The organism is Pseudomonas vanderleydeniana, from assembly GCF_014268755.2.
GTDB lineage: Bacteria > Pseudomonadota > Gammaproteobacteria > Pseudomonadales > Pseudomonadaceae > Aquipseudomonas > Aquipseudomonas vanderleydeniana.
The window spans coordinates 801797-827598 of sequence record NZ_CP077093.1 but is presented as its reverse complement, the minus strand read 5'-3'; the positions used below and the strand labels follow the sequence as shown (position 1 = coordinate 827598).

23 protein-coding genes are annotated in these 25802 nt (G+C 64.0%); 7 read left to right on the top strand and 16 right to left on the bottom strand.

The window, feature by feature from the left end; translation table 11 throughout:
* Positions 1 to 6 precede the first annotated feature (6 nt).
* The 10 genes from HU752_RS03640 to HU752_RS03595 form a co-directional block, all read right to left on the bottom strand.
* A complete protein-coding gene (locus tag HU752_RS03640; RefSeq protein ID WP_186683379.1) occupies positions 7 to 1194 on the bottom strand; it encodes an ATP phosphoribosyltransferase regulatory subunit in 1188 nt (395 codons plus the stop codon).
* Between the two features lie 300 nt (positions 1195 to 1494).
* Complete coding sequence (gene hflC / locus HU752_RS03635) at positions 1495 to 2364, bottom strand: protease modulator HflC (protein ID WP_186683378.1); 870 nt, start codon at positions 2362 to 2364, stop codon at positions 1495 to 1497.
* Positions 2364 to 3533 (bottom strand): FtsH protease activity modulator HflK, encoded by a 1170-nt coding sequence (hflK, locus tag HU752_RS03630; protein ID WP_186683376.1) that lies wholly within the window; start codon positions 3531 to 3533, stop codon positions 2364 to 2366. Before hflK ends, hflC begins: the two co-directional genes overlap by 1 nt.
* 96 nt (positions 3534 to 3629) lie before the next feature.
* Positions 3630 to 4931 carry a ribosome rescue GTPase HflX gene (gene hflX, locus HU752_RS03625; protein WP_186683374.1) on the bottom strand — a complete coding sequence of 434 codons (1302 nt, stop codon included), beginning with the start codon at positions 4929 to 4931 and terminating at the stop codon, positions 3630 to 3632.
* A gap of 12 nt (positions 4932 to 4943) precedes the next feature.
* Positions 4944 to 5204 (bottom strand): RNA chaperone Hfq, encoded by a 261-nt coding sequence (gene hfq / locus HU752_RS03620; RefSeq protein WP_186683371.1) that lies wholly within the window; start codon positions 5202 to 5204, stop codon positions 4944 to 4946.
* Between the two features lie 91 nt (positions 5205 to 5295).
* Entirely contained in the window at positions 5296 to 6276 is a 981-nt protein-coding gene (miaA, locus tag HU752_RS03615; RefSeq protein ID WP_186683370.1) for a tRNA (adenosine(37)-N6)-dimethylallyltransferase MiaA, read from the bottom strand.
* Positions 6276 to 8180 (bottom strand): DNA mismatch repair endonuclease MutL, encoded by a 1905-nt coding sequence (gene mutL / locus HU752_RS03610; RefSeq protein ID WP_186683424.1) that lies wholly within the window; start codon positions 8178 to 8180, stop codon positions 6276 to 6278. The genes miaA and mutL overlap by 1 nt, the downstream gene beginning before the upstream one ends.
* Positions 8181 to 8191: 11 nt before the next feature.
* Entirely contained in the window at positions 8192 to 9631 is a 1440-nt protein-coding gene (locus tag HU752_RS03605) for an N-acetylmuramoyl-L-alanine amidase (RefSeq protein ID WP_202894688.1), read from the bottom strand.
* A 3-nt stretch (positions 9632 to 9634) separates the two neighbouring features.
* On the bottom strand, positions 9635 to 10105 hold the full coding sequence (tsaE, locus tag HU752_RS03600; protein WP_186683366.1) for a tRNA (adenosine(37)-N6)-threonylcarbamoyltransferase complex ATPase subunit type 1 TsaE: 471 nt from the start codon (positions 10103 to 10105) through the stop codon (positions 9635 to 9637).
* Positions 10093 to 10953, bottom strand: coding sequence for an NAD(P)H-hydrate dehydratase (locus HU752_RS03595; protein WP_186683364.1), 861 nt, complete (start codon positions 10951 to 10953; stop codon positions 10093 to 10095). Before HU752_RS03595 ends, tsaE begins: the two co-directional genes overlap by 13 nt.
* A gap of 63 nt (positions 10954 to 11016) precedes the next feature.
* Here HU752_RS03595 and queG point away from each other — a divergent pair, with 63 nt between their 5' ends.
* Positions 11017 to 12096, top strand: a complete 1080-nt coding sequence (gene queG, locus HU752_RS03590) for a tRNA epoxyqueuosine(34) reductase QueG (RefSeq protein WP_186683362.1) — start codon at positions 11017 to 11019, stop codon at positions 12094 to 12096.
* A 5-nt stretch (positions 12097 to 12101) separates the two neighbouring features.
* Here the strand turns inward: queG and HU752_RS03585 are convergent, their stop codons facing one another.
* Together HU752_RS03585 and orn are read right to left on the bottom strand one after the other, a co-directional pair.
* Complete coding sequence (locus HU752_RS03585) at positions 12102 to 12716, bottom strand: trimeric intracellular cation channel family protein (protein WP_186683423.1); 615 nt, start codon at positions 12714 to 12716, stop codon at positions 12102 to 12104.
* A 120-nt stretch (positions 12717 to 12836) separates the two neighbouring features.
* The gene (orn, locus tag HU752_RS03580) at positions 12837 to 13379 is read right to left on the bottom strand and encodes an oligoribonuclease (protein WP_186683360.1); all 543 of its coding nucleotides are present in this window, start codon (positions 13377 to 13379) and stop codon (positions 12837 to 12839) included.
* A gap of 110 nt (positions 13380 to 13489) precedes the next feature.
* Between orn and rsgA the strand changes: the two genes are divergently transcribed.
* Positions 13490 to 14521 carry a small ribosomal subunit biogenesis GTPase RsgA gene (gene rsgA, locus HU752_RS03575; protein WP_186683358.1) on the top strand — a complete coding sequence of 344 codons (1032 nt, stop codon included), beginning with the start codon at positions 13490 to 13492 and terminating at the stop codon, positions 14519 to 14521.
* Positions 14522 to 14572: 51 nt separating this feature from the next.
* On the opposite strand, the gene motB is transcribed toward rsgA, so the two are convergent.
* Complete coding sequence (gene motB, locus HU752_RS03570) at positions 14573 to 15613, bottom strand: flagellar motor protein MotB (RefSeq protein WP_186683356.1); 1041 nt, start codon at positions 15611 to 15613, stop codon at positions 14573 to 14575.
* A 3-nt stretch (positions 15614 to 15616) separates the two neighbouring features.
* The gene (gene motA, locus HU752_RS03565; RefSeq protein ID WP_186683354.1) at positions 15617 to 16468 is read right to left on the bottom strand and encodes a flagellar motor stator protein MotA; all 852 of its coding nucleotides are present in this window, start codon (positions 16466 to 16468) and stop codon (positions 15617 to 15619) included.
* A gap of 206 nt (positions 16469 to 16674) precedes the next feature.
* On the opposite strand from motA, the gene HU752_RS03560 reads away from it, so the two are divergent.
* The 4 genes from HU752_RS03560 (at position 16675) to HU752_RS03545 (ending at position 21952) form a co-directional block, all read left to right on the top strand.
* Positions 16675 to 18216, top strand: coding sequence for an HDOD domain-containing protein (locus HU752_RS03560; RefSeq protein WP_186683352.1), 1542 nt, complete (start codon positions 16675 to 16677; stop codon positions 18214 to 18216).
* A gap of 43 nt (positions 18217 to 18259) precedes the next feature.
* Complete coding sequence (locus HU752_RS03555) at positions 18260 to 19075, top strand: rhodanese-like domain-containing protein (RefSeq protein ID WP_186683350.1); 816 nt, start codon at positions 18260 to 18262, stop codon at positions 19073 to 19075.
* Positions 19076 to 19093: 18 nt separating this feature from the next.
* The gene (gene asd / locus HU752_RS03550) at positions 19094 to 19957 is read left to right on the top strand and encodes an archaetidylserine decarboxylase (protein WP_186683348.1); all 864 of its coding nucleotides are present in this window, start codon (positions 19094 to 19096) and stop codon (positions 19955 to 19957) included.
* A gap of 189 nt (positions 19958 to 20146) precedes the next feature.
* The gene (locus tag HU752_RS03545; protein ID WP_186683346.1) at positions 20147 to 21952 is read left to right on the top strand and encodes a cyclic-di-GMP receptor FimW-related protein; all 1806 of its coding nucleotides are present in this window, start codon (positions 20147 to 20149) and stop codon (positions 21950 to 21952) included.
* A gap of 47 nt (positions 21953 to 21999) precedes the next feature.
* Here the strand turns inward: HU752_RS03545 and serB are convergent, their stop codons facing one another.
* On the bottom strand, positions 22000 to 23211 hold the full coding sequence (gene serB, locus HU752_RS03540) for a phosphoserine phosphatase SerB (protein WP_186683344.1): 1212 nt from the start codon (positions 23209 to 23211) through the stop codon (positions 22000 to 22002).
* A gap of 132 nt (positions 23212 to 23343) precedes the next feature.
* Here serB and HU752_RS03535 point away from each other — a divergent pair, with 132 nt between their 5' ends.
* Positions 23344 to 24882: an AhpA/YtjB family protein gene (locus HU752_RS03535; protein WP_186683342.1), complete on the top strand. Its 1539-nt coding sequence runs from the start codon at positions 23344 to 23346 to the stop codon at positions 24880 to 24882.
* Between the two features lie 76 nt (positions 24883 to 24958).
* On the opposite strand, the gene HU752_RS03530 is transcribed toward HU752_RS03535, so the two are convergent.
* Positions 24959 to 25669 (bottom strand): PqiC family protein, encoded by a 711-nt coding sequence (locus tag HU752_RS03530; protein ID WP_186683340.1) that lies wholly within the window; start codon positions 25667 to 25669, stop codon positions 24959 to 24961.
* Positions 25670 to 25802 lie beyond the last annotated feature (133 nt).

Below are 25802 nucleotides of genomic sequence, written 5' to 3'. Positions count from 1 at the left end.
GAAAACTCAGGAAACCAGCGGCAATACTTGCCAAAGCCCATTCTGCAGTATCAATTGCCGGTCGCAGTCCGCTTCGCGGGCGGCGGCCAAAGGTTGCCCAGGCAACGCCTGGACGACACGCTGCCCCTCACCGCGCAACTGGCAGACCTTCTGCCAGAGAGCCGCATCCGCGCTGTCAGGCATCCAGATACCGCCAGACGGTAGCTCGACCTCAGCACGCCCCAGGGTCACCAGGGTTTTCAAATCGGTGGAGAAGCCGGTCGCCGGACGAGCGCGACCGAAGTCCGCGCCGATGTCGTCGTAACGACCGCCCTGGGCGATGGCCTGGCCAACACCCGGAACGAACACCGCGAACACCACGCCGGTGTGGTAGTGGTAGCCCCGCAGCTCGCCCAGATCAAAATACAGTGGCAGGTCCGGGAAGCGCACGGACAGCCGCTCGGCGATCGCCAGCAGGTCATCCAGGGCCGCGGTAACCGGCGCTGGAGCACCCGCCAGGCGCACGCGCGCCGCGGCCAGCACTTCGCGGCCGCCGCACAGGTCGACCAGCGAACGCAACATCGCCGCGAGGTCAGGCTGCAAGCCGTCGGTGAGATCGATCACCTCGTCGATGGCCTTGCGCTGCAGGGCATCGAACAACTGCTGCTCGACCTCGCCGGACAGCCCAGCCGCACGGGCCAGGCCACGGTAGATACCGACATGGCCAAGGTCCATGTGCACGTCCGGCACGTCGGCCAGTTGCAGCATCGCCAGCATCAGGCTGATGACCTCGACGTCACTGCTCGGGCTGGCATCGCCGTACAGCTCGGCGCCCAGCTGGATCGGGCTGCGCGAAGTCGACAGCGCCCGTGGCTGCGCGTGCAGCACGCTGCCGGCGTAGCACAGGCGGCTCGGGCCGGCGCGACGCAGGGTATGGGCGTCGATGCGCGCCACCTGCGGGGTGATGTCGGCACGGAAGCCCATCTGCCGCCCCGATTGCGGGTCGACGACCTTGAAGGTACGCAGGTCCAGGTCCTGGCCGGCACCGGTCAGCAGGGACTCCAGGTACTCGATATGCGGGGTGACAACGAACTCATAGCCCCAGCCCTGGAACAGATCCAACACCTGGCGACGCGCCACTTCGATGCGCGCCGCTTCAGGTGGCAGTACTTCTTCGATGCCATCTGGCAAGAGCCAGCGGTCTACCGTTGCCATTACGCCTTTCCCCTATGATCCGGGCGGCCAGCCCACAGGCGAGCCTTGAGTGAAGCAGAAAATGGTTAACGCACGCGCAAGCAAGGCGCGACGAAACAGCCGAAACCGGCTTCGTCTACCACTTTCCTCGAAAAACCTGTCGGGTCGATCAACCCGTATTCCAAGCATCTGCCGCTAATCAAACATGCAGACGCAAAAAAGCCGGGAATTTCCCGGCTGCCGCATCATACACCCGTTTTCCGAAAGGATCACCCCGCCAGGCGTTTTAGCCGCCCGGCGGGTGTGTAGATGCGCGGTGGATCAGGGCTTGGCTTTTTCCAGATAGTGGAAAAAGTCGCTGCTCGGGTCCAGCACCATCACGTCGCTCTTGTTCGCAAAACTCTCACGGTAGGCGCGCAGGCTGCGGTAGAACGCATAGAACTCCTGGTCCTGGCCGTAGGCCTTGGAATAGATGGCAGCGGCCTGGGCATCACCGTCACCGCGAGTTTCCTCGGACTGACGATAGGCCTCGGCCAGCAGCACGCGACGCTGACGATCGGCATCGGCACGGATACCTTCGGCCAGCTCGTTACCCTTGGCACGATGCTCGCGCGCCTCACGCTCACGCTCGGTGCTCATGCGCTCGAACACGCTGCGGTTCACTTCCTTCGGCAGGTCGATCGCCTTGACCCGGACATCGATCACCTCGATACCCAGCTCCTTCTCGGCCATCTTGTTCAGCGAACCGGTGATATCCGCCATCAGCGCATCCCGCTCGCCGGAGACCACCTCATGCAGCGTGCGCTTACCGAACTGGTCACGCAGCCCGGACTCCAGGCGGCGGGACAGGCGCTCGTCGGCGATCTGCTTGAGACCGGAAGTCGCGGTATAGAAGCGCTCGGCATCCTTGACCCGCCACTTGGCGTAGGCATCGACCATCACGGCTTTCTTCTCCAGCGTCAGGAAACGCTGGGTCGGAGCATCCAGCGTCATCAGGCGGGCGTCGAACTTGCGCACCTGGTTGACGTAGGGAACCTTCACGTGAAGGCCGGGCTGTACATCCGTCTGCACCACGCGACCGAACTGCAGCAGTACGGCACGTTCGGTCTGCAGCACGATGTAGAAGCAGTTCCAGCCCGCCAGTACCACAATCACGCCAACAATCAGGGCGATCAGCGATTTATTGCTCATCAGCGGCTCTCCCTTGTGCGCGTTTGCGGCAGGTCAGTGATATGCGGCACCACGTCCGTGTTGCTGCTGGCAGCGGCCGAACCGGTTACCGGCGAGCTGCTGGCCGGGCTGTTCTGGATCATCTTGTCCAACGGCAGGTAGAGCAGATTGTTCTGGCCGTTCTTGTTGCCGGTCACGAGCACCTTGCTGGTATTGCTGAAGACTTCCTGCATGGTGTCCAGATACAGGCGCTGACGAGTGACTTCAGGTGCCTTGCGGTATTCGGCGACCAGCTTGGTGAAGCGGTCGGCCTCACCCTTGGCCCGGGAAATCACCTCGTCGCGATAGCCGTTGGCATCCTCGATGATGCGCTGGGCCTGACCACGGGCTTCCGGCACCACGCCATTGGCGTAGCCTTCGGCCTGGTTGCGCGAACGCTGCTCGTCTTCACGGGCACGGATCACGTCATCGAAGGCTTCCTGGACTTCACGTGGCGCCGCGGCGCTCTGCACGTTGACCTGGGTCACGGTGATACCGGTGCGATAGGTATCGAGGAAACGCTGCAGGCGCTCCTTGATCTCGCTGGCCATCTGCTCGCGACCTTCGGTCAGCACCTGGTCCATCGCGGTGGAACCCACCACATGGCGCAAGGCACTGTCGGTCGCCTGCTGCAAGCTGATTTCCGGCTGGTCGACGTTCAGCACGAAGTCCTGCAGGTTGGTGATCTTGTACTGCACGGTCAGCGGCACCTCGACGATGTTCTCGTCCTCGGTGAGCATCTGCCCCTGCTTGGTATAGGCACGCTCACGCGTGACGTTCTCCATGTACTTCTTGTCGATCGGCGGGAAATAGATGTTCAGGCCCGGGCCAACCGTCTCGTAGTACTTGCCGAAGCGCAGCACCACGGCCTGCTCCTGCTCGTCCACGACATACACGGCGCTGTACAGCCAGACAGCCGCCAGCACGACGAGACCGATGCCCAGCAGGCCGAAACCGCCGCCGTTGCCACCCGATCCACCACCGTCGTCACTGCGTTTCTTTCCGCCACCGAACAACCCATTCAGGCTTTCCTGCAGCTTGCGGAAGGCCTCGTCGAGATCCGGGGGCCCCTTGCGATCGCCGTTGTTACGACGCTTGCCACCCCAGGGATCCTGATTGTTCGAGTTGCCACCCGGCTCATTCCAAGCCATAGCGCTCTCCATCTGATAAAGCAAAGACGCACCCACGGCGCGCCGACCAATGCTACAGAATGCCTGCGACAGCAGCACAACCGCTTTGTCAGGCTTTTATTGCAAAGTGTGTTGTTCGATGAACTCTGGCGGTTTCATGCCTTCGCGCGAGACCACCCGGTTGAACTCGGCCATGGGCAGACGAATCGACAGCAGACAGGCGCCTTCTTCGTCATGCTCTTCCTTCTGGACCGCCCCCAACTCGAAGAACTGTGCACGCAGTCGAGCAAAACGCTGTGGCAAGCGCAAGGTGCCGACGAACAAATCGTTGCCCAGCAACTCGGCGATCGCCTGTTCGAGCAGCTCCAGCCCCACCCCTTCGCGCGCCGAAAGCCAGACCCGCTGCGGCTTGCCATCCTCGCCACGCTGGATCTGCGGCTCGACGCCCTCGAGCAGATCGAGTTTGTTATACACCTCGAGGATCGGCAAGTCCTGGGCTCCGATCTCGCCCAGCACCACCATCACCTGCTCGATCTGCAGCATCCGGTCCGGCTCGGCCGCATCGATGACGTGCAACAGCAGGTCGGAGTTGCTCGACTCCTCGAGCGTAGCCCGAAATGCCTCGACCAGGTTGTGCGGCAAGTGCCGGATGAAGCCCACGGTATCGGCCAGCACGATCGGCCCGAGGTCATCCAGGTCGAGACGACGCAGGGTCGGGTCGAGGGTGGCGAACAATTGGTCGGCGGCATACACCTCGGATTCGGTGACCGCGTTGAACAGTGTGGATTTGCCGGCGTTGGTATAGCCAACCAGCGATACGGTCGGAATGTCGGCACGCTTGCGTCCGCGACGGGACTGCTCGCGCTGGCTGCGCACCTTCTCCAGGCGGCCCTTGATCTGCCGCAGGCGAACCCGCAACAGGCGCCGGTCGGTTTCCAGCTGGGTTTCACCCGGACCCCGCAGGCCGATACCACCCTTTTGCCGCTCGAGGTGGGTCCAGCCACGAACCAGGCGCGTGCTCATGTGCTCAAGCTGGGCCAGTTCGACCTGGAGCTTGCCTTCATGGGTACGTGCGCGCTGGGCGAAAATATCGAGAATCAGGCCCGTGCGATCCAGCACGCGACACTCGAAAGCACGTTCGAGGTTACGTTCCTGGCTGGGCGTGAGGATGTGATTGAAAATCACGATGTCGATCTGCTCGGCCTTGACCAGGTCGCGAAGCTCCTCGACCTTGCCAGTGCCAATCAGATATTTGGCGGTTGGCCGATGACGCGGCACGCTGAACAGCGCGACGGTCTCGGCGCCAGCCGATGATGCCAACTCCTGAAACTCCTGCGGATCTTCGCGCGCCTCAGGGTCCTGACCTTCCAAGTGAACGAGAATGGTTCGTTCACCACCACCGTGGCGCTCAAAGAACAAAGGAGACTCCTATCAGGCGTTACCTGGCTCAGCGTCACCCTGTTCGGATTCACTTGCGCTAGGCAGGCGGATTGCACGAACCGGCACCACTGTCGAGATAGCGTGCTTGTAGACCATCTGGCTTACGGTGTTTTTCAGCAGAATCACGAACTGGTCGAAGGATTCGATCGTGCCCTGCAGTTTGATCCCGTTGACCAGATAGATGGAAACCCCGACTTTCTCTTTACGCAAGGTATTCAAGTAAGGGTCTTGTAGCGAATGCCCTTTTGACATGTGCCGCACTCCTTTAAGGATCAATAATAAAAAATGAGCAAACAGTGACTTGTGCCGTCACCCCCCAAGGATAGACGGCATTTACAGGGACTCAGCTCAATATGGAGATGGTCCCGAGGTATTTCAAGGCGCGTGGCAGATTGTCGCAATCCAGGCTGTCCAGCCAGTGCAGGTCGGCCCAGCTGCGCAACCAGGTAAACTGACGTTTGGCCAATTGGCGAGTGGCGATGATACCGCGCTCGCGCATTTCGTCCGACGTCAGCTTGCCCTCCAGGTAATCCCAGACTTGTCTGTAGCCTACAGCACGTATAGACGGCAACCCGACATGCAGGTCACTTCTCTTACGCAGGGCTACGACCTCGTCAACGAATCCCTGTTCCAACATTTGTGTGAATCTTTGTGCAATCCGGTCGTGCAGTACCTGGCGATTTGCCGGAGCGATAGCCAGGTTGGCAACAGTATAGGGTAATTGCGGGCGTCCCGAAGCGGCTGCGTCAGTACTTTGCGCAGATTGTCGCTGCCGATGGGCCGTCATGCTCAAGCCGCTGACCCGATAAACCTCCAGCGCCCGGCTCAGTCGTTGCGGGTCGTTGGGGTGAATACGTGCCGCCGACTCCGGATCGATGCCTGCCAACTGGTCGTGCAGGGCCTGCCAGCCAAGGCGCGCCGCCTCTTCCTCGATCTCGGCACGCACCTGCGGGTCGGCCGCCGGCATGTCCGCCAGGCCTTCAAGCAAAGCCTTGTAGTAGAGCATTGTACCACCGACCAGCAGGGGGATTTTGCCCCGTGCGGTGATCTCTGCCATCGCCGCCAGGGCATCGTGGCGGAATTCGGCGGCCGAATAGCTCTGCGCCGGGTCGAGAATGTCGATCAGCCGGTGCGGAAACTGCGCCAGCAGCGCCTTCGAAGGCTTGGCGGTGCCGATGTCCATGTCCCGGTAAACCAGGGCGGAATCGACACTGATCAGCTCGCAGGGCAGTACCTTGGTCAATTCGATGGCCAGGTCGGTCTTGCCGGCCGCCGTTGGGCCCATCAGGAAGATCGCCGGCGGGAGGGAATTCGAAGCTGTCATCAACGTCCGCGCAGGAAAAGTTTGTCCAGGTCATCGAGACCCAGTTGGGTCCAGGTCGGACGACCATGGTTGCATTGGCCGCTGCGCTCGGTGTTTTCCATGTCCCGCAACAGGCCGTTCATTTCCGCCAGGGCCAGCCGGCGGTTGGCGCGCACGGCACCGTGGCAGGCCATGGTCCCGAGCAGTTCGTTCAGGTGCGCCTGGATCCGGTCGCTGGTGCCGTACTCCATCAGGTCCGCCAGCACATCCTGCACCAGGCGATTGGCCTCGGCCTGCTTGAGCAGGGCCGGGATCTGCCGGATAGCCAGGCTTTCCGGGCCCAGGCGCTGCAGCTCGAAGCCCAGGCGCTGGAACCAGGCCGCGTGCTCCTCGGCACAATCGGCCTCGCGCTGGCTGACCGCCAGGGATTCCGGCACCAGCAGCGGCTGGCCACTCAGGCCCTCACTGGCCATGGCGATCTTGAGCCGTTCGTACATGATCCGCTCATGGGCGGCATGCATGTCCACCAGCACCAGACCCTGGGCGTTTTCCGCCAGGATGTAGATCCCCTTGAGCTGCGCCAGCGCATAGCCCAGCGGCGGCACATCGCCCTGGTCTTCGGGCAGGGCCGGTGCAGAGGCCTGCGGCAATGGCGCGTAGAATTCGCGATAGACGCTTTGCGTCTCCGCCGCCGGCGGCATCGGTGTCGATTGCGGACGGTACTGATATTGGTAACCGGCTCCCGCACCCGAGCCGGCAGAGGGCACCGAGGGCGAAAACGGTTGGGACAGGGGCTGCTCGAGCAGATTCGCCGACAGGCGCATCTCCCCTTGCGGGCCGAACTCGCCAGCCTCGAGGCCCGTAGGCCGGACGATACCGGCTACCGCCGCCGGCGCAGCCAACTGGTCTTCCGGCCGCACGTCACCCAGGGCGCGATGCAGGGTCCCATAGAGGAAGTCGTGGACCATGCGCCCGTCACGGAAACGCACTTCGTGCTTGGTCGGGTGCACGTTGACGTCGACCGCCGCCGGGTCGACCTCGAGAAACAGCACGAACGTCGGGTGTCGACCATTGAACAGCACGTCGCGATAGGCCTGGCGCACCGCGTGGGCCACCAGCTTGTCGCGCACCGCCCGGCCGTTGACGTAGAAATATTGCAGGTCGGCCTGGCTGCGGGAGAACGTCGGCAGGCCGACCCAACCCCACAGGTGCAGACCGTTGCGCTCGACTTCGATCGGCAGCGCCTGCTCGAGGAAACCCGACCCGCAGACCGCCGCGACGCGTCGGGCACGGGCCGCATCATCATGGGCCTCGTGCAGGGCGAGGATGCCCTTGCCGTTATGACGCAGATGGAAGGCCACATCGAAACGGGCCAGCGCCAGGCGCTTGATCACTTCCTGCAGATGGTCGAATTCGGTCTTCTCGGCCTTGAGGAACTTGCGCCGGGCCGGAGTATTGAAGAACAGGTCGCGCACTTCCACCGAAGTACCGACCGGATGCGCCGCCGGCTGGACCCGCGCCTCCATTTCCCGGCCTTCGGTCTCCACCTGCCAGGCCTGGTCGGCGTCACGGGTGCGCGAGGTCAGCGTCAACCGCGCCACGGAACTGATCGACGCCAGGGCCTCGCCACGGAACCCCAGGCTCATCACCTGTTCGAGGTCTTCCAGGTTGCGGATCTTGCTGGTGGCGTGACGCGCCAGCGCCAGCGGCAGCTCATCGGCGGAAATACCACTGCCGTCGTCACGCACGCGCAGCAACTTGACCCCAGCCTGCTCGACATCCACGTCAATTCGCCGGGCTCCGGAGTCGAGACTGTTCTCCAGCAACTCCTTGATCACCGAAGCCGGGCGCTCGACCACCTCGCCCGCGGCAATCTGGTTCGCCAGGCGCGGGCTGAGCAGTTCAATACGCGCGCGTTCCTTCAAGGCCGACTCGCTCATTGCTTGGCCGCCAGTTCGGTGCCGGGAATGGTCAGGGTCTGGCCAACCTTGAGCTCATCACTGCTGAGGTTGTTGACACTGCGCAGGGTTGCCACCGAGACCTGGTAGCGCACGGCGATCATCGCCAGCGTCTCGCCCGGCGCGACGCGATGATCACGCGGGCCCTGGGCGATTTTGCCGGAGTCGCGCAACCAGGCGATATAGGTGCCCGGCGGCGGGTTCTGCTGGAAGAACTGGCGGATACCGCTGCTGATCGAACGCGCCAATGCCTGCTGGTGGCTGGTGGAGGCCAGCTTGGAAGCTTCGTTGGAGTTGGAGATGAAGCCGGTTTCCACCAGGATCGACGGGATGTCCGGCGACTTGAGCACCATGAAGCCCGCCTGTTCGACGCGTTGCTTGTGCAGTGGCGTGACCCGGCCGATGTTGCTCAGAACCTTCTGCCCAACGTTCAGGCTCGAGGTCATCGAAGCCGTCATCGACAGGTCGAGCAGCACGCCAGCGAGCATCTTGTCCTTGTCATCGAGGCTGACGTTACCGGCACCGCCGATCAGGTCGGACCGGTTCTCACTGTCAGCCAACCAGCGCGCGGTTTCAGACGTCGCGCCGCGGTCGGACAGGGCAAACACCGATGCCCCGAACGCCGCCGCCGAAGGCGCGGCATCGGCGTGGATCGACACGAACAGGTCGGCGCCTTTCTTGCGGGCAATCTCGGTCCGCCCACGCAATGGAATGAAGTAGTCGCCAGTGCGGGTCAGCTCGGCGCGGTAGCCTTTCTGGCCGTTGACCTGGCGTTGCAGCTCGCGGGCGATCGACAGCACCACGTCCTTCTCGTGCTGGCCACGGGAACCGGACGCACCCGGGTCCTCACCGCCGTGACCGGCATCGATCACCACGATGATGTCACGCTTGCCGGCAGGAGCCGGTGGCAGCTTGATCGCAGGTTCGGCAGGCGTGACCGGCACGGCCGGCAAGGTCGCCACGCTCGGCGCTGGATTGGAGGCCGGCGTCGGTGTCGGCGCCGCATCGGCCGGGTTGTCGAACAGGTCCACCACCAGCCGGTTGCCGTACTGCGCATTCGGCGCCAGGGTGAAGCTCTTGGGGGTGACCGCCTTCTTCAGGTCGACCACCACCCGCAGATCGGTCGGCGTGCGTTGCGCGGCACGCACGGCGGTAATCGGTGTATTCGCGGTCGGCACGTTCAACGGGCCGGCCAGGGTCGCACCATTGATGTCGATCACCAGGCGATCGGGGGCCGTCAGCGTGAAAACGCTGTGCTGGACCGTACCGGACAGGTCGAATACCAGTCGGGTGTTATCCGGGGCTCGCCACAGTCGAACACTCTTGACCTGTGTCGCCGCCACGGCGTCAACGGCCAGTGCCGCAAGCAACAATCCTGCGACTGCAAGCAACGCGCGAAGGCGCATACCAAACCCCATCCTCTATTTGAACTCCAACGCCAATGCGGCACACCAGGCATCGCCTCGCGCGCCCTGGGACAACAGATACAGCGAACGACCGCCGCCATGCGGGCTAATGGTAATGGTCAGGTCAGGCTTTGGCAAAAAGCCTGCACCCTTGTCCGGCCACTCGATCAGACACAGTGCATCGCCTTCGAAGTAGTCGCGAATCCCCAGGAATTCGAGCTCTTCCGGATCGACCAAACGGTAAAGGTCGAAATGGTAGGCACGCACATCAGCGAATTCGTACGGTTCGACGAGCGTAAACGTCGGGCTCTTGACTGCTCCGGCGTGCCCCAGCCCGCGAATGATGCCCCGCGACAGCGTGGTCTTGCCGGCCCCCAGGTCGCCTTCGAGGAAGATCACCCCGACACCGGCGGTGACTTCGGCGATGTTCCGGCCGAATGCCACCATGCTCTCTTCATCAGGCAATTGAAGGGTTAATTCAGACACGGCGATTGTTCCTCCAACAACTGGCGAATGGCTGGAATCAGATCACTGGCCGCCAGCCCACGGCCCTTCTTACCTTGCAACTCGCCGGCACTGGCATGCAGCCAGACGGCCAGGCAAGTCGCCTCGAAGCCGCCCATGCCCTGGGCACGCAGTGCCCCGACCAGCCCCGCGAGCACGTCACCCAGCCCGGCCGTCGCCATCGCCGGATGGCCGCGTTCACAGATCGACACCCGCCCATCGGGTGCGACCACCAGGCTGCCGGCCCCCTTGAGCACACAGACCGCCTGGTATTTCGCTGCCAGCGCACGTGCTGCACCGACCCGGTCGGCCTGCACCTGGTCGGTCGACAGTCCGAGCAGGCGCGCAGCCTCTCCCGGATGCGGCGTGATGACGCTATCGGCCGGCAGTCGCGCTTCGCCCATGGCGAGCAGGTTCAATGCATCGGCGTCCCAGACCTGCGCCACCGCGGCATTCGCCGCCAGCGACAACAGGCTGCGGCTCCAGGCCGACTGACCAAGCCCCGGGCCGACCACCAGCACCGTGGCCTGCTGGAGTACGCTCATCAACTGGTTCGCCGACTCGACGCCCAGCGCCATCACTTCGGGCAGTCGTGCGAGCGCTGCGCCCACGTGCTCCGGACGCGTAGCCAGGGACACCAGGCCCGCACCGCTACGCAGGGCCATTTCGGCGCCGAGCAGGATCGCGCCACCCAAGCGCCGGTCACCGCCGATCAGCAACGCATGCCCGAACTGCCCCTTGTGAGCATCCGGCTGGCGCGCGGGAAGACGCGGCAAGGTGGCGGCAGTCAGCGACTGAATATCGGGAAAAGGCGGTTTGGTCTGCGGCATGCGTCGTTCGGCTCTGATGTCTGGCAGAATTATACGCACCAAAGCCTAGGTTTCTCCTGTCTCATGCCTGTAAATAGCGTCGACCTCCCCGCCCTCGCCCAATCCATCAAGCAATGGGCTCGTGAACTGGGCTTCCAGCAGGTGGGCATCGCAGGCCTGGAGCTGGGCGAACACGAACAGCACCTGCAGCGCTGGCTCGATGCCGGCTATCACGGCGACATGGACTACATGGGCGCCCACGGCAGCAAGCGCTCGCACCCGGACGAACTGGTGCCGGGCACGCTGCGGGTCGTCTCGCTGCGCATGGACTACCTGCCGGGCGACACGCAAATGGTCCAGCGCCTGGCCGAGCCGGAAAAAGCCTACGTCTCGCGCTACGCCCTGGGACGGGATTATCACAAGCTGATCCGCAAACGCCTGCAGCAGCTGGCCGAGCGTATCCAGCAGGTCATCGGCCCCTTCGGCTACCGCGCCTTCGTCGACAGCGCCCCGGTGCTGGAAAAGGCCATCGCCGAGCAGGCCGGGCTGGGCTGGATCGGCAAGAACACGCTGGTGCTCAATCGCAAGGCCGGCAGCTACTTCTTTCTCGGCGAACTGTTCGTCGACCTGCCACTGCCGGTGGACGAACCCCATGCCACCGAGCACTGCGGGCGCTGTTCGGCGTGCATGGACATCTGCCCGACGGCAGCCTTCGTCGGCCCCTACGTGCTGGATGCCCGGCGCTGCATTTCCTACCTGACCATCGAGCTGAAGACGGCCATTCCGGAAGAACTGCGCCCGCTGATCGGCAACCGGGTATTCGGTTGCGACGACTGCCAGGTCGTCTGCCCGTGGAACCGCTTCGCCCGCCCCAGCACCGAGAGTGACTTCCAACCCCGGCACAGCCTGGATAACGCCGGGCTGGCAGAGCTGTTCCGCTGGGACGAGGAAACCTTCCTGAAGAACACCGAGGGCTCGCCACTGCGCCGGGCCGGCTACGAACGCTGGCTGCGCAACCTGGCCGTTGGCCTGGGCAATGCGCCATCAACCATCAACGTGCTCGAAGCCCTCAACAGCCGGCGGGACTATCCCTCGGAACTGGTCCGGGAGCATGTGCAATGGGCCCTGAACCAGCATGCCGAGCGAGCCGGGCAACCAGGCTAGTGCCTTCAGTGGGCGTCGTTGTAGATGAACTTGGGCATTTCCCAGTGAAAGCGGATCGCCAGGAGGCGCAGCAGGAACCCGCCGAACAGCGTGATCAGAATCGCCTGCTCGCTGGGTAACTGCCAGTAGGTGCAACCCAGGAAGCACCAGGCGGCGGCGAAGGAGACGCTGGCATAGAGTTCACGGCGGAATACCAGGGGGATGTCATTGCAGAAGATATCCCGCAACACGCCACCGAATACGCCGGTAATCACCCCGCTGACCGAGGCCACCATCAGGCCCTGTCCCATTTCCAGGGCCGTCATGCAGCCGATCAGGGTGAAGGCCACCAGGCCCAGCGCATCGAGCACCAGGAACAGCGAACGCAGGTGGCGCATCAGCGGGGCGATGAACACCGTCACCAGGGCCGCGACCGACGTCAGCACCAGGTATTCCGGGTGCTTGACCCAGGTCAGCGGGTAATGCCCCAGCAACACGTCGCGCACCGAGCCACCGCCCAGAGCGGTGACGCAGGCGATCAGCACCACGCCGAACCAGTCCATGCCGCGTCGTCCGGCCGACAGCGCCCCGGTCATGGCTTCAGCGGTAATGGCGACGAGGTAGAGCATCAGCAGCATGATGGCGATCCGGGCAGGAGAAGCCGCGCAGTCTACTCATTTGCCCGGCGCACCAAAAGAGCGCAACCGCCGGGCCAGTCACTCCGGGGCCCACTGATCACCGCAGGAGCCTCCCGCGACCGCTCAGAACTTGATGAAGTGCTTGCGGTAGTGCTGCAGCTCGGCGATCGACTCGCGGATGTCGTCCAGTGCCAGGTGGGTACTGCCCTTCTGGAAGCTGTCACGCACTTGCGGTGCCCAGCGTGCCGCCAGTTCCTTCAGGGTCGAGACATCCAGGTTGCGGTAGTGGAAATAGCGTTCCAGGGATTTCATGTGCCGGGCCAGGAAGCGGCGATCCTGGCAGATGCTGTTGCCACAGATCGGCGACTTGCCCTTCGGCACCCACTGCTCCAGGAAGGCAATGGTCTGCGCCTCGGCCTCGGCCATGCTGATGCGGCTCTCACGCACGCGCTGGGTCAGGCCCGAACCGCCGTGCTGGCGAGTGTTCCACTCATCCATGCCGGCAAGAATCTCGTCGCTCTGGTGGATGGCGATCACCGGGCCTTCGGCCAGGGTGTTGAGATCGCTGTCGGTGACGATGGTGGCCATTTCGATGATGACATCGGTGTCCGGGTCGAGACCGGTCATCTCCAGGTCGATCCAGATCAGGTTCTGTGGATTTTGCATAGCTTGACTCCTCGGCATAGCCGCACAGTTTAGCGCAGGCTGTGGCTGCCGGGCGTGCTAAACTCGCGACCGCTTGACCCTCCCCGACGATTCGACCACACGGAACACCCATGGCCAAACGCCAGCTCAACCGCCGCCAAAACTGGCGCATCGAAAAGATCCAGGGCGAACGCGCCGCACGCGCCGCCAAACGCGAGTCACAGGCCGTGGAAGCACTGGAGGGCGGTGACCTGGGACCCGAACAGACCGGCCTGGTGATTGCGCACTTCGGCGTGCAGGTCGAGGTCGAGGCCCTGGAGGGGGAACTCAAGGGCCAGGTATTCCGCTGCCACCTGCGGGCCAACCTGCCCGCCCTGGTGACCGGCGACCAGGTGGTCTGGCGCCCTGGCAACCAGGGCATCGGCGTGATCGTCGCGCAACTGCCGCGCACCACCGAGCTCAAGCGCCCGGACAGCCGCGGCCAGCTCAAGCCGGTGGCCGCCAACGTCGACATGATCGTGATCGTCTTCGCGCCGCTGCCCGAGCCCCATGCCAACCTGATCGACCGCTACCTGGTGGCCGCCGAACACGCCGGTATCCGTCCGCTGCTGCTGTTGAACAAGTTCGACCTGATCGACGAGCACAACGCACCGGCCCTCAATGCCCTGCTGGCGGTCTATCGGCAACTGGGTTACCCGCTGCTGGAGGTCTCGGCTCATCACGGCAATGGCATGGAGCAGCTTCAACAGCAGCTGGACGGGCGCATCAGTGTGTTCGTCGGCCAATCCGGGGTTGGCAAGTCGTCGCTGGTCAACAGCCTGCTGCCCGAGGTGGAAACTCGTGTGGGTCCGCTCTCCGAGCTGTCCGGCCAGGGCACCCACACCACCACCACCGCGCGCCTGTTCCACTTCCCGGGCGGTGGTGAACTGATCGACTCGCCGGGGATTCGCGAATTCGGCCTGGGCCATGTCAGCCGCGCCGACGTCGAGGCCGGCTTCATCGAATTCAATGACCTGATCGGCACCTGCCGCTTCCGCGACTGCAAGCACGACCGCGAGCCCGGCTGCGCCCTGCTCAAGGCCCTGGAAGACGGGCGCATCCAGCAGCAGCGGATGAACAGCTACCGCTCGATCATCGCCAGCCTGCCGCAAGATACCTACTGAACAACTGACGAACACGAAAAGGCCGCGATCATCGCGGCCTTTTCGTCTGGCTCAGGAGCCGGTCTTGGGCTTGCCGGTCTCGTCCATCTTCAACACGCCATCCTCGAAGATGTTCAAGCGCTGCCGAACCTCATGGGCCGGCAGTGGCTGCTTGTCCGCCGGCAACGCATTCGGGTCGGCCGGAGCCGCATTCGAGGCCCCCGGCGCACCTGGGGCCGCGCCATCCGGCTTGGCTTCATCCGCACCCTGCTCACCCTCGATGGCTTTCTGGGCCTTCTTGGTCAGCACGACGATGTCGATACGGCGGTTGACCGGGTTGAACGGATCGGCCTTGTCGAACAGTGCCGAGGAGGCATAACCGACCACCCGCGCCACTTGCGAGTCCGGATAGCTACCAGCCACCAGGGCCCGGCGTGCGGCGTTGGCGCGGTTGGCCGACAGCTCCCAGTTGCCGAAGTCGCCGGTGCCCGAGTATGGCTTGGCATCGGTATGGCCGCTGATGCTGACCTTGTTCGGCACCGCCTTGATGGTGTCGGCCATCGCCAGCAGGATGTCCTCGAAGTAAGGCTTCAGGCGCGCACTGCCGGAGTCGAACATCGGCCGGTTCTCCGCGTCCATGATCTGGATGCGCAGGCCGTCCGGGGTGATCTCGAACAGGATCTGGTCCTTGAACTTCTGCAACTGCGGACTTTCATCGACCTTGTTCTGCAACTCCTGCAGCAGCAGCTCCAGGCGCTCCTTCTCGACCTGCTCGGCCATGCCTTCGACCTGGTCGGTGTCGACCGTGACCTTGTCCGGCTGTGGCTGGGACTTCACTTCCGGATTGAGCGTCTTGTCCGGTGCCAGCGTCGGTGAACCACCCAGGTCGATAATGTAGGGCGTGCCGCTCTCGGAGAAACCGATCGGATCCTTGAAGTAGCCGGCGATGGCGATCTTCTGTTCCGGGGTCGCGGTGGACATCAGCCACAACACCAGGAAGAACGCCATCATCGCCGTTGCGAAGTCGGCAAAGGCGATTTTCCAGGCACCGCCGTGGTGCCCGCCGCCAAAGCGCTTGACGCGCTTGATGATGATCGGCTGATTATTCTCCATGACTCAGCGACCGCGAACCGCTTGTTCCAGCTCGGCGAAGCTCGGCCGGTGCTTCGGATAGAGCACCTTGCGCCCGAACTCCACGGCCAGCGACGGTGGCATGCCGGAGGCCGAGGCGACCAGGGAAGCCTTGATCGCCTCGTAGACGTTCACCTCTTCCTTGGCATCATGGGCCAGGCACTGCGCCAGTGGACCGAAGAAACCGTAGGCCGCGAGAATACCGAAGAAGGTACCGACCAGTGCCGCACCCACGTGCAGACCGATGGACTTCTGGTCGCCGTCGCCCAAAGACGCCATGGTTACCACGATACCCAGTACCGCCGCGACGATACCGAAACCGGGCATGCCGTCGGCAATACCGGTCACGGCATGGGAGGGATGCTCGAGCTCTTCCTTCATGCTCAGCAGCTCCATGTCGAACAGGCCTTCCAGCTCATGGGGAGCCATGTTGCCGGAGGACATGATGCGCAGGTAATCGCAGATGAACGCGGTCATGCGCTCATCCTTCAGGACCGCCGGGTACTTGGCGAAAATCGGGCTGGCGGCGGCATCCTCGATGTCGCCCTCGATCGCCATCATGCCCTCGCGGCGGCTCTTGTTGAGGATCTCGTAGATCAGCCCCAGCACTTCCATGTAGAAAGCGTGGCTGAAGCGCGAACCGAACATGCTCAGGGCTTTCTTGACCACGTGCATGGTCATGTAGCCCGGGTTGGACTGCAGGAAAGCACCCAACGCCGCACCGCCGATGATCATCACCTCGAAAGGCTGGATGAGCGCGGCGATCTTGCCGTGGGAGAGCACGTACCCGCCGAGCACGCTCGCGAATACGACAATGATGCCGATGATTTTAGCCATAGAATGAGAGTACTTGTTGAGTCGGGTTCAAGGTCATATTCGGAAGTTAGTAAATCTCTTCTTCTACTTATCGGCGAAACTGCGCCAGACTATAGCCAGTTCAGGCGAAAAGCCAGAAAACCGGCAGTGCATGGCCTCGGCAGCAGGGCCTGCGCGGCGCCACCAGGCCCACCCGGGCGCACCTACGATGATGATCGCGTTCAATCATGACGAATGAAACGGCTGTGTCCAGTGCAAGACCGAAAACCCTGCAAGGCTGGACCAAGCTGCTGCAGGGCGTACGCCTGCCTGTCCCGCAGGACAGTCATGACCGCGTCTGCCGGGCCATTGCCGACAGCCGCAGCTCGCTACGCGATATCGCCGAGCTCATGCAGGATAGCCCAGCCCTGGCGCTGAGCGTGATCTGCGAAGCCAACCACCACACCCAGGGCAGCATGACGGAGCCGGCCGAGAACCTCGAGGTCGCCATCAATCGTCTCGGCCTCAAGCGCACCGGGGAACTGCTCGAACGCCTGCCCGCGCGGCTGCCGGAAGACATCCCGATCGCCCTGCGGCAGTTGCAACTGATCAGCCAGCACGCCAGCCAGCAGGCCAACGGCCTGTTCGCCGCACGCCTGGCCCGGCTCTGGCAGGACATCCACTGGGGCAGCCTGCTGTTCCTCGCACCGCTGTGGCCACTGGCGCTGACCCATCCCAAGCTGCTCGAAGCCTGGGAGCTGCGCGTCCTGCACAAGCACGAGCCTGCCGCCAAGGTCGAACGGGAGCTGTTCGGTGTTCGCCTGCTGGAACTGTGCCTGGCCATGGCGGAGTTCTGGCGCCTGCCGATGTGGGTGACCCAGGGCTATCAATTGTTGCTGAATGAAAGCAAAACCCTGGTCCGGGCATTGCGCATTGCCCGCGACAGCGAAAACCCGCTGCATCAGCAACAGCAACTGGATGCCGACCCGGAGCTGCAGCGCTGGCTGAACCAGCCCGCCAACACCGTGCTGCTGGCCAACGGCCTGGCCGTGGCGGCACAGCAGGCCTGGGACAGTCCGCACTGCCTGCGCTGGCAGTACCTGTCGAGCCTGTACCTGCAGCAACCGATGAGCGAGTTGCAGCAGCAGATCCACCAGCAGGCGGCCCAGAGCGCCAACCAGCATTCGATGCAGGACCTGTGGCACCCCGCCGAAGCCCTGATCTGGCCCTGGCATGCGCGCCGCACTCACGCCGACCAGCAGCCCGCCGCCGCCCCGACCGCCGAGGCGATGGGCGCCTGGCGCAAGCACTGCGCCCAGTTGCTGGCCACCCCCAGCCGTTTCACCAATGCCATGCACCTGACCACCGTGGCCCGCGATGCCCTGGCGGCCTGTGGCCTGCGCCGGGTGATGATCCTGATGACCGACCGTAGCCGCAGCGCCCTGCGAGTCCACCAGACCGCCGGCCTGCCTGCGGAATCGAGCCACCTGACCCTCCAGGTGGCCCAGAGCACGCTCCTGCAGCGCCTGATGAGCCAGCCGACGCAGCTTCGCCTGTCGCCGGAAAACGCTCCGCAGTTCCTCGCCCTGCTGCCCAACAGCCTGCGGGCCCAGTTTCTGCCTGGCGAGCACCTGCTGCTGCGCTCACTGAGCAACAACGGCCGCGTGGTGATGGTGATCCTGGGCGACCAGGAAGGCGTACCGTTTTCGGAAATCACCGTGCAGGCCTTCGGCAAGACCGTGCAATGCATCGAGAAGGCGCTGCACGCCTTTACCAACCGCAGCGCCTGAAGCTTGCGCTACAATCCTCCCCTTTGCGTCCAGGAGACCCCACATGCCTGACTTCTCCGGCTTGCCACTGGTAATCGAGCCCAGCGACCTGCTGCCGCGCCTCGACACCCCCGGCCTGATCCTGGTGGACCTGACCAGCAGCGCCCGCTACAGCGCAGGGCACATTCCCGGCGCCCGCTTCGTCGACCCCAAGCGCACCCAGCTGGGCCAGCCTCCGGCTCCGGGCCTGATGCCACCAAAAGAGGCGCTGCAAGCCCTGTTCGGCGAACTGGGGCACAACCCGGACGCGGTCTATGTGGTCTATGACGACGAAGGCGGCGGTTGGGCCGGTCGCTTCATCTGGCTGCTGGACGTCATCGGCCATACTCGCTACCACTACCTCGACGGCGGCCTGCTGGCGTGGCTGGACGAAGACCTGCCACTGTCCGAAGACAGCCCGGCGGCAGCCGGCGGACCGGTCGCCCTGACCCTGCACGAGGCACCGACCGCCACCCGCGACTACCTGCAATCACGCCTGGGCGCAGCCGACCTGGCAATCTGGGACGCCCGTGGCCCGCTGGAGTACTCGGGCGAGAAGGTCCTGGCCGCCAAGGGTGGGCACATCCCCGGCGCGGTCAACTTCGAATGGACCGCCGGCATGGACAAGGAGCGCAGCCTGCGCATCCGCAAGGACATGCCAGCGATTCTCGACAGCCTGGGCATCACTCCCGACAAGGAAGTGATCACCCATTGCCAGACCCACCACCGTTCCGGCTTCACCTATCTGGTGGCCAAGGCGCTCGGTTATCCGCGCGTCAAGGGCTACGCCGGCTCCTGGGGCGAATGGGGCAACCACCCCGACACCCCTGTAGAGATTTGAGATTCACAAGGACCCTCGATGAAAAAGAGTTTGTTCATCCTCAGCCAGTACCTGCTGCCCCATCACCTGCTGTCGCGCCTGGCCGGCTGCATTGCCGAATGCCGCGTGCGCTGGTTCAAGAACGCCTTCACCGCCTGGTTCGCCAAGCGCTACCAGGTGGACATGTCCCAGGCACTGGTCGAGGACCTGACCGCCTACGAGCACTTCAACGCCTTCTTCACCCGCGCCTTGAAAGACGGTGCCCGCCCCCTCGACCCGACGCCGGGCGCGATCCTCTGCCCGGCCGACGGTGCGGTCAGCCAGCTCGGTCCGATCGAACATGGCCGGATCTTCCAGGCCAAGGGCCACAGCTTCAGCGCCCTCGAACTGCTGGGCGGTGATGCCGCGCTCGCCGCGCCATTCATGGGCGGCGAGTTCGCCACCATCTACCTGTCGCCCAAGGACTACCACCGGGTGCACATGCCACTGGCTGGCACCTTGCGCGAGATGGTCTACGTGCCGGGCCGCCTGTTCTCGGTCAACCAGACCACCGCCGAGAACGTTCCGGAACTGTTCGCCCGCAACGAGCGGGTCGTCTGCCTGTTCGACACCGAGCGCGGGCCGATGGCCGTCGTGCTGGTCGGCGCGATGATCGTTGCCTCGGTCGAGACCGTCTGGGCCGGCCTGGTCACGCCACCCAAGCGCGAGCTCAAGACTTTCCGCTACGATGAGGCAGCCCGTGCACCGATCCACCTGGAAAAGGGTGCGGAGCTCGGTCGTTTCAAACTCGGTTCGACCGCCATCGTGCTGTTCGGCCCCGACCAGGTAAAATGGGCCGAAAGCCTGGGCGCCGGGTCGACCGTGAGCATGGGCCAGGGCCTGGGCCTGCCCAAGCAGGCCTGACGGGCCAGTGGCCTCGCGAACCGAATTGCGCGAGGCCACGCCATGGACAATCGGTCGCAACAGGAACCGACCGGCAACGATGCACCTGAAACGTATTGCTGCTAGAGTCGTGGCATTATATTGCCACCAATTTTTTGTCACCTTGCCGATGGATGATGCACGTTTTCCTTGCTGGAGCTGGCCCGTTAGATGAGCAATCCGAGCCCCCATCTTCTGTTACGCGCGCCGACGCCCACGCAGTTGAGCCTGTCCTTCTGCGATGGAACGCCGCGTGATCTGAGACGTTGGATCGCTGAACTGCCGAAAGCCAACCTCGGTGAAACCGCGCGCCTGCTTTACCAGGGCCTGGCCGAGCTCAACCAGTTCCTCACCCCCAGCGAAAACCGCCTGCAACTGCTCGAGCTGCTACGCCCCGAGGTGTATTACGTCTGCAAGCACCTGGAGCGACATTTCCTCAACCAGTCCGTGGTGCTCGACGAACGTCCGCGCAAGGTCGCCAACCTCTGCCAGGCCCTGCAGAACCACCTGGCCATCGGCTACAAGCAGATCGCGGTACGTATTGCCTCCAAGTTCAGCAAGGAGCGCGCCGGGCTGCTGACCCTGGCGGTACAGCGCGCCCTGCATTGCCTCAATGGCCCGCTGATCCGCGCCAACCAGTTGTACTGCCCGGTACCGGAGGGCCTGTGGCTCGAGGTACACCAGCTGTACCAGGTCGCCGTCGCCCATCAGCTCCAGCAAAGCACGGTGCGTGACGAACTGGCCAGCCAGACCCAGTCCCTGACCATCGAGCAGACCTACATCGTCGCGCTGCTGCTGGGTTGCTCGCGCTGCAACCAGATGCGTCAGAACAATATCGCCCGGCTGGCCGAGGTACTCGAGCCCTGGAGTAGCCTGGTCAAGCTGCAGGACGCCGGCCTGGCATCGAGCCTGTTCGCCGTCGCCCCACGGACAGATGCGCCGCCACGCTACACTTCGCTGTTCGCCATCGAGCAGCGTTCCAGCCTGATGGGCATCAATACCCTGGCCCTGGTCGAGGCCATGAAGGACTACCTCGACCAACCCGCCGAACTGCGCGGGCAATCACGCCTGCTGGTCCCCAGCGGCTTGAGCCTGGACACCCTGCAACACCTCTGCGCGGCCTGGGGCGAATCGGCCGAACGGAGCTTCCAGCGCACACCAGGGCAGGGTTCGCTGACCCTGTGCATCGGCATGAGTGCCCTGCACTTCTACCTGGGCGGGCAGCGTTCCTTCAGCGAAATCCTCAAGAGCCCGACAGCCAGCCGTGCCGCACACTTTTCCGCGCAGCTGGCCAACAGCGCACAGAAGGACAGCTGGGCCCTGGCCTTCGACGCCGAGCGTCACGGCAGCGCCGACACGCTGCTGCCCTACGAGGAAATCCAGTATCACCCGACGGAAGCCGACACCAGCCAGGCAGCGGCCAACAGCGCTGAAGACTTCCCGACCTTCAGCCTGCAGATCATCAACCACAGCCCTGGCGGCTATTGCCTGGCCTGGCCACGGGAAGTGCCCAGCCAATTGCAGGCCGGAGAACTGGTCGGCATCCAGGATGCGACCTCCCACGGCTGGAGCGTCGCGGTGGTGCGCTGGATTCGCCAGGTGCGCAGCGGCGGGACGCAGATGGGGATCGAGCTGATCGCCCCGCACGCCCAGCCATGCGGCCTGCAACTGGTGCGCAACAGCGAGGAGAACAGCCAGTACCTGCGCGCGCTGCTGCTGCCGGAAATCAGCGCCATCGGCGTGCCCGCCACCTTACTGGCACCGCGCCTACCGTTCCAGGAAGGCCACAAGGTGATGATCAATACCAATGGTGATGAACGTCGCGCTGCGCTGAATACCCGAAAGGCCAGCACCGGCAGCTTCAACCAGTTTGAATATCGGCTGCTCGAGCAACCGGCAGCGGCCGGGAGCACAGCCTCGGGAAGTGACACAGGCGGCCAGGAGGAAGACTTCGGCTCGCTGTGGAAGACACTCTAGCAAGGGACCTGCCCAGCGACAGGCCCCGTGCCGACAAGAGCAGGCCGTCAGTTGCGACCGTGGCGGTCCTGCATGCCCAGCAGATACAGCACGCCATCCAGACCGAGGGTGGAAATCACCTGCTTGGCCGACTTGCGCACCAGCGGCTTGGCGCGGAAGGCCACACCCAGGCCGGCAATCCCCAGCATCGGCAAGTCGTTGGCGCCATCACCGACGGCAATGGTCTGTTCCAGGCTCAAACCTTCCTTGGCGGCCAGCTCACGCAGCAGGTCGGCCTTGCGCTGGGCATCGACGATCGGCTCAACCGCAACGCCGGTGCACTTGCCGTCCACCACTTCCAGTTCGTTGGCGAATACGTAGTCGATACCCAGTTTCGCCTGCAACTGCCGGGCAAAATAGGTGAAGCCACCCGACAGGATCGCGGTCTTGTAGCCCAGGCGCTTGAGTTCGGCGAACAGTGTCTCGGCACCTTCGGTCAGACGCAGCGAGGCGCCGATCGAGTCGAGCACACTGACATCCAGCCCCTTGAGCAGCGCCAGGCGTTCCTTGAAGCTGGCGCGGAAATCCAGCTCGCCGGCCATCGAGCGCTCGGTAATCGCCGAAACCTGCTCGCCAACGCCCGCGGCCTTGGCCAACTCGTCGATGACCTCGGCCTCGATCAGCGTGGAGTCCATGTCGAACACCGCCAGGCGCCGATTGCGGCGGAACAGCGAGTCCTCCTGGAAAGCGACATCGATATCCAGCTCCTGGGCCAGGCCGAGGAACTCGGCGCGCAGCGCCTGCGGATCGGCTGCCGCACCCTGGACCGAGAACTCGATGCAGGCCTTGCTCAGGCCCGTCGACACGTCCAGCGGCAGGCGTGCCGACAGACGGTCGATGCGTTCGATGTTCAGGCCGTGGCGCGCAGTGATCGCACTGACCCGCTGTACCTGCTCGGCGGTGATCTGGCGGCTCAGCAGTGTAACGATATGACGATCCTTGCCCTCGTTGGCGACCCAGTTGCGGTAGTCCGCTTCCGAGACAGCGGTGAGGCGCACCTGCTGCTCCAGGCCCTGGGCGGTGGACAGCACGTGCTGCAGCACCGGCGACTGCTCGCCGCCAGGAACCTCGACCAGAATGCCGAACGACAGGGTATCGTGGATAACCGCCTGACCGATGTCGAGAATGTTCACACCACCTTGCGCCAGCACGCCGGTAATGGCCGCGGTAAGACCTGTCCGGTCGCTACCGGTGATGTTAATCAGGACGATTTCGCGCAAAGCGCACCCCCGTTCGTTAAAAAAGTCGCATTCTACCCACTTTCGGTGACCATCGGCACCGCCAGCGCTTTGCCGGTCTAGGGCCTCTCGCTATACTGCGCGTCAACTTCACGGACAAAAGAGCCGCGCTCAGTGAACCGGCCCACGCCAGTCAAAACCGATAACTTCTTCCTGCTGATCTTCCGGGCATTGCGTCATCGCCGGGTACCGATTGCACTGCGTATTGCCAGCCACAACGTGATTCTCGTCGCGCTGGCGCTGGTCATCTACGCCTGCGTGATGGGGCTGCAGTTCAAGGAAGCCATGCACCAGCAGGCCGACGCCCTTGGCCAGAGCCTGACCACCCAGACCGCCACGTCGGCAACCGAGCTGCTGGTGTCCAATGACATCCTCAGCCTCAACGTGCTGCTCAACAACCTGACGAAGAACCCGCTGGTGGCCCATGCGGCGATCTACAGCGTCGACAACCGGATCCTCGCCGAAGCCGGCCAGCGCCCGAAAAGCGGCCTGTTGGGCGAGACCGAAGGGGTCTACCAGACCAAGATCACCTTCCAGGACGTCACCGCCGGCAACCTGCGGATCAGCCTGGACATGACCCAGTTCCAGCAGCCGATGACCATCAGCCTGCAGAGCATGGGGATTCTCAGCGCCATCCTGTTGGCCCTGGCACTGGCCCTGAGCCTGCGCCTGGGCCGGCATATCTCGACGCCGCTGCTGCAGTTGCGGGTCTGGCTGCGGGACATGGACGAGCACACGCCGGCCACCCAGCGCCAGGACGAGATCGGCGATCTTGCCCGCCAGTTGCATTCGCGCTTTGCCCCGGTGAAGCCGGAACCCGAGCCGGAACCGGAAATCGACTACGACGATAACGACTACGAGCAAGAGCCTGCCGGACAGGGCTTCCAGGTTCGCAACCTGCGCGATCCGAGCTTTGACAGCGGTGCAACAGGCGCCCCGGCCAGGCCGGCAGTACGCCCCGTTCCCCGCCCTGCGGACGACGAGCTGGAACTGGACGACGAGGAAGACCCGTTCGCCGACCTGCGCGAAGGTCCGCAAGGCTCGACCGCTGCGGCGGCGAAGCCGGTGGAGCCCGCGCAACCCCAGCACAGTGCGGTGCTGGCCGTGCAGCTGGGCGCCCAGGACCAACTGCGACGCCTGCCACGCGCGCGCCTGACCGAACTGCTGGAGCGTTATCGCGACTGCCTGGACCAGGCCGCCTCGTTGTACCAGAGCGAACTGCACACCCTGAACGATGGCAGCACGCTGATGCTGTTCCATACCGAGGACAGTGGTGACGACTACCTGACCAACGCCATCTGCTGCGGTGAACTGCTCAGGGCGCTGGGGCACCAGTTGCAGATCGAAGTCGCCGACAGCGGTATCACCCTGCAACTGCAGCTGGGCCTGACCCTGGGTGACGAACTGTTCGGCGTCAGCCAGATCGACCTGCTGCTGACCGAAACCGCCCAGGACGCCCTCGCCCTGTCGCAGCACAGCCGCAACCTGCTGCTGGTGGAACGGCAGATCAGCGATGACCCGCTGATTCGCCAGCGTGCCCGTATCCGCCCGATCGCCAGCCCCGAAGGTGCCTGCTGCGTGGAGCGACTGATGGAGCCCTATCCCTCGATGCTGGAACGCCAACTGGCGCGGATGCACGAGAGCAGCAAGTAAAGCGCTCTCCGGTAACCCCAAACCCAACAAAAAAGCCCGCATCGAATGCGGGCTTTTTTGTTATCCGGTGATGGCCTCAGAAGCGGAACACTTCCATATCCGTGCGGATCGGCGTCGCCATCGGAATCTTCGGCTTCTGGGGTTCGGCTGGCTTGGCCGGGGCTGGCGCGGCAGGTTTGCTGCGCACCTCCGCAACCGGTGGCTGGTTGGCCAGCGGCTTGAGCGCCACGCTCAACTGTTCGGCCAGGCGCTGCAACAATTCGCCCTGGGCCTGGACCTGCGCGGCCGAAGTACCGGCATGCTGCTGCTCCAGGTGCACGATGCGGTTGTCCCGCACTTGGCCACGACGGTCCAGCAGGCGCCACTGCGCATCGAGGATCGCCGGTTGCTTGGTCCCGGAGTCCAGGCGGGTAATCGACAGCAGCACCTGCACGTCCGGCGTCGCACCCGCCGTCGCCGGCGACAGCACGACCCGCTGGCTGTCCAGGCGCCAGGCCAGTTGCCGTACCAGCAGCTGATTGACGTCCGAGGACAGGCTACCCGCCCAGCGACCATCGGTCGCTGCAGTCAGGCTGCCGTCTGGCTGGCGTTGCAGCAGGGTTTCGCGTTGCAGGTAATCGGCCAGGGTCACAGGACCCAGTACCACGAACATGCCCGTGCTTTGTTGAGGTTGGCCCGGCGTGCCACTGTCCAACTGATATAAAGAAACCGGCTTGTTAACGCTGCAGCCGGCCAAACCGAGCACGCCGGTAAGCAGCAACATTAAAGGAAGGCGCAGAACAGTCATCATCCCATCCAGGTGGCCACCGTGAGGCGTGCCACAGTCTGATCCAGAAAATTCGTCTGGGCGCTCCGCCATGCGGTCGCCCAAGAGGCGCATATCATCCGTGAATATGCGCCGTTACTCCAGTGTCAGGGCG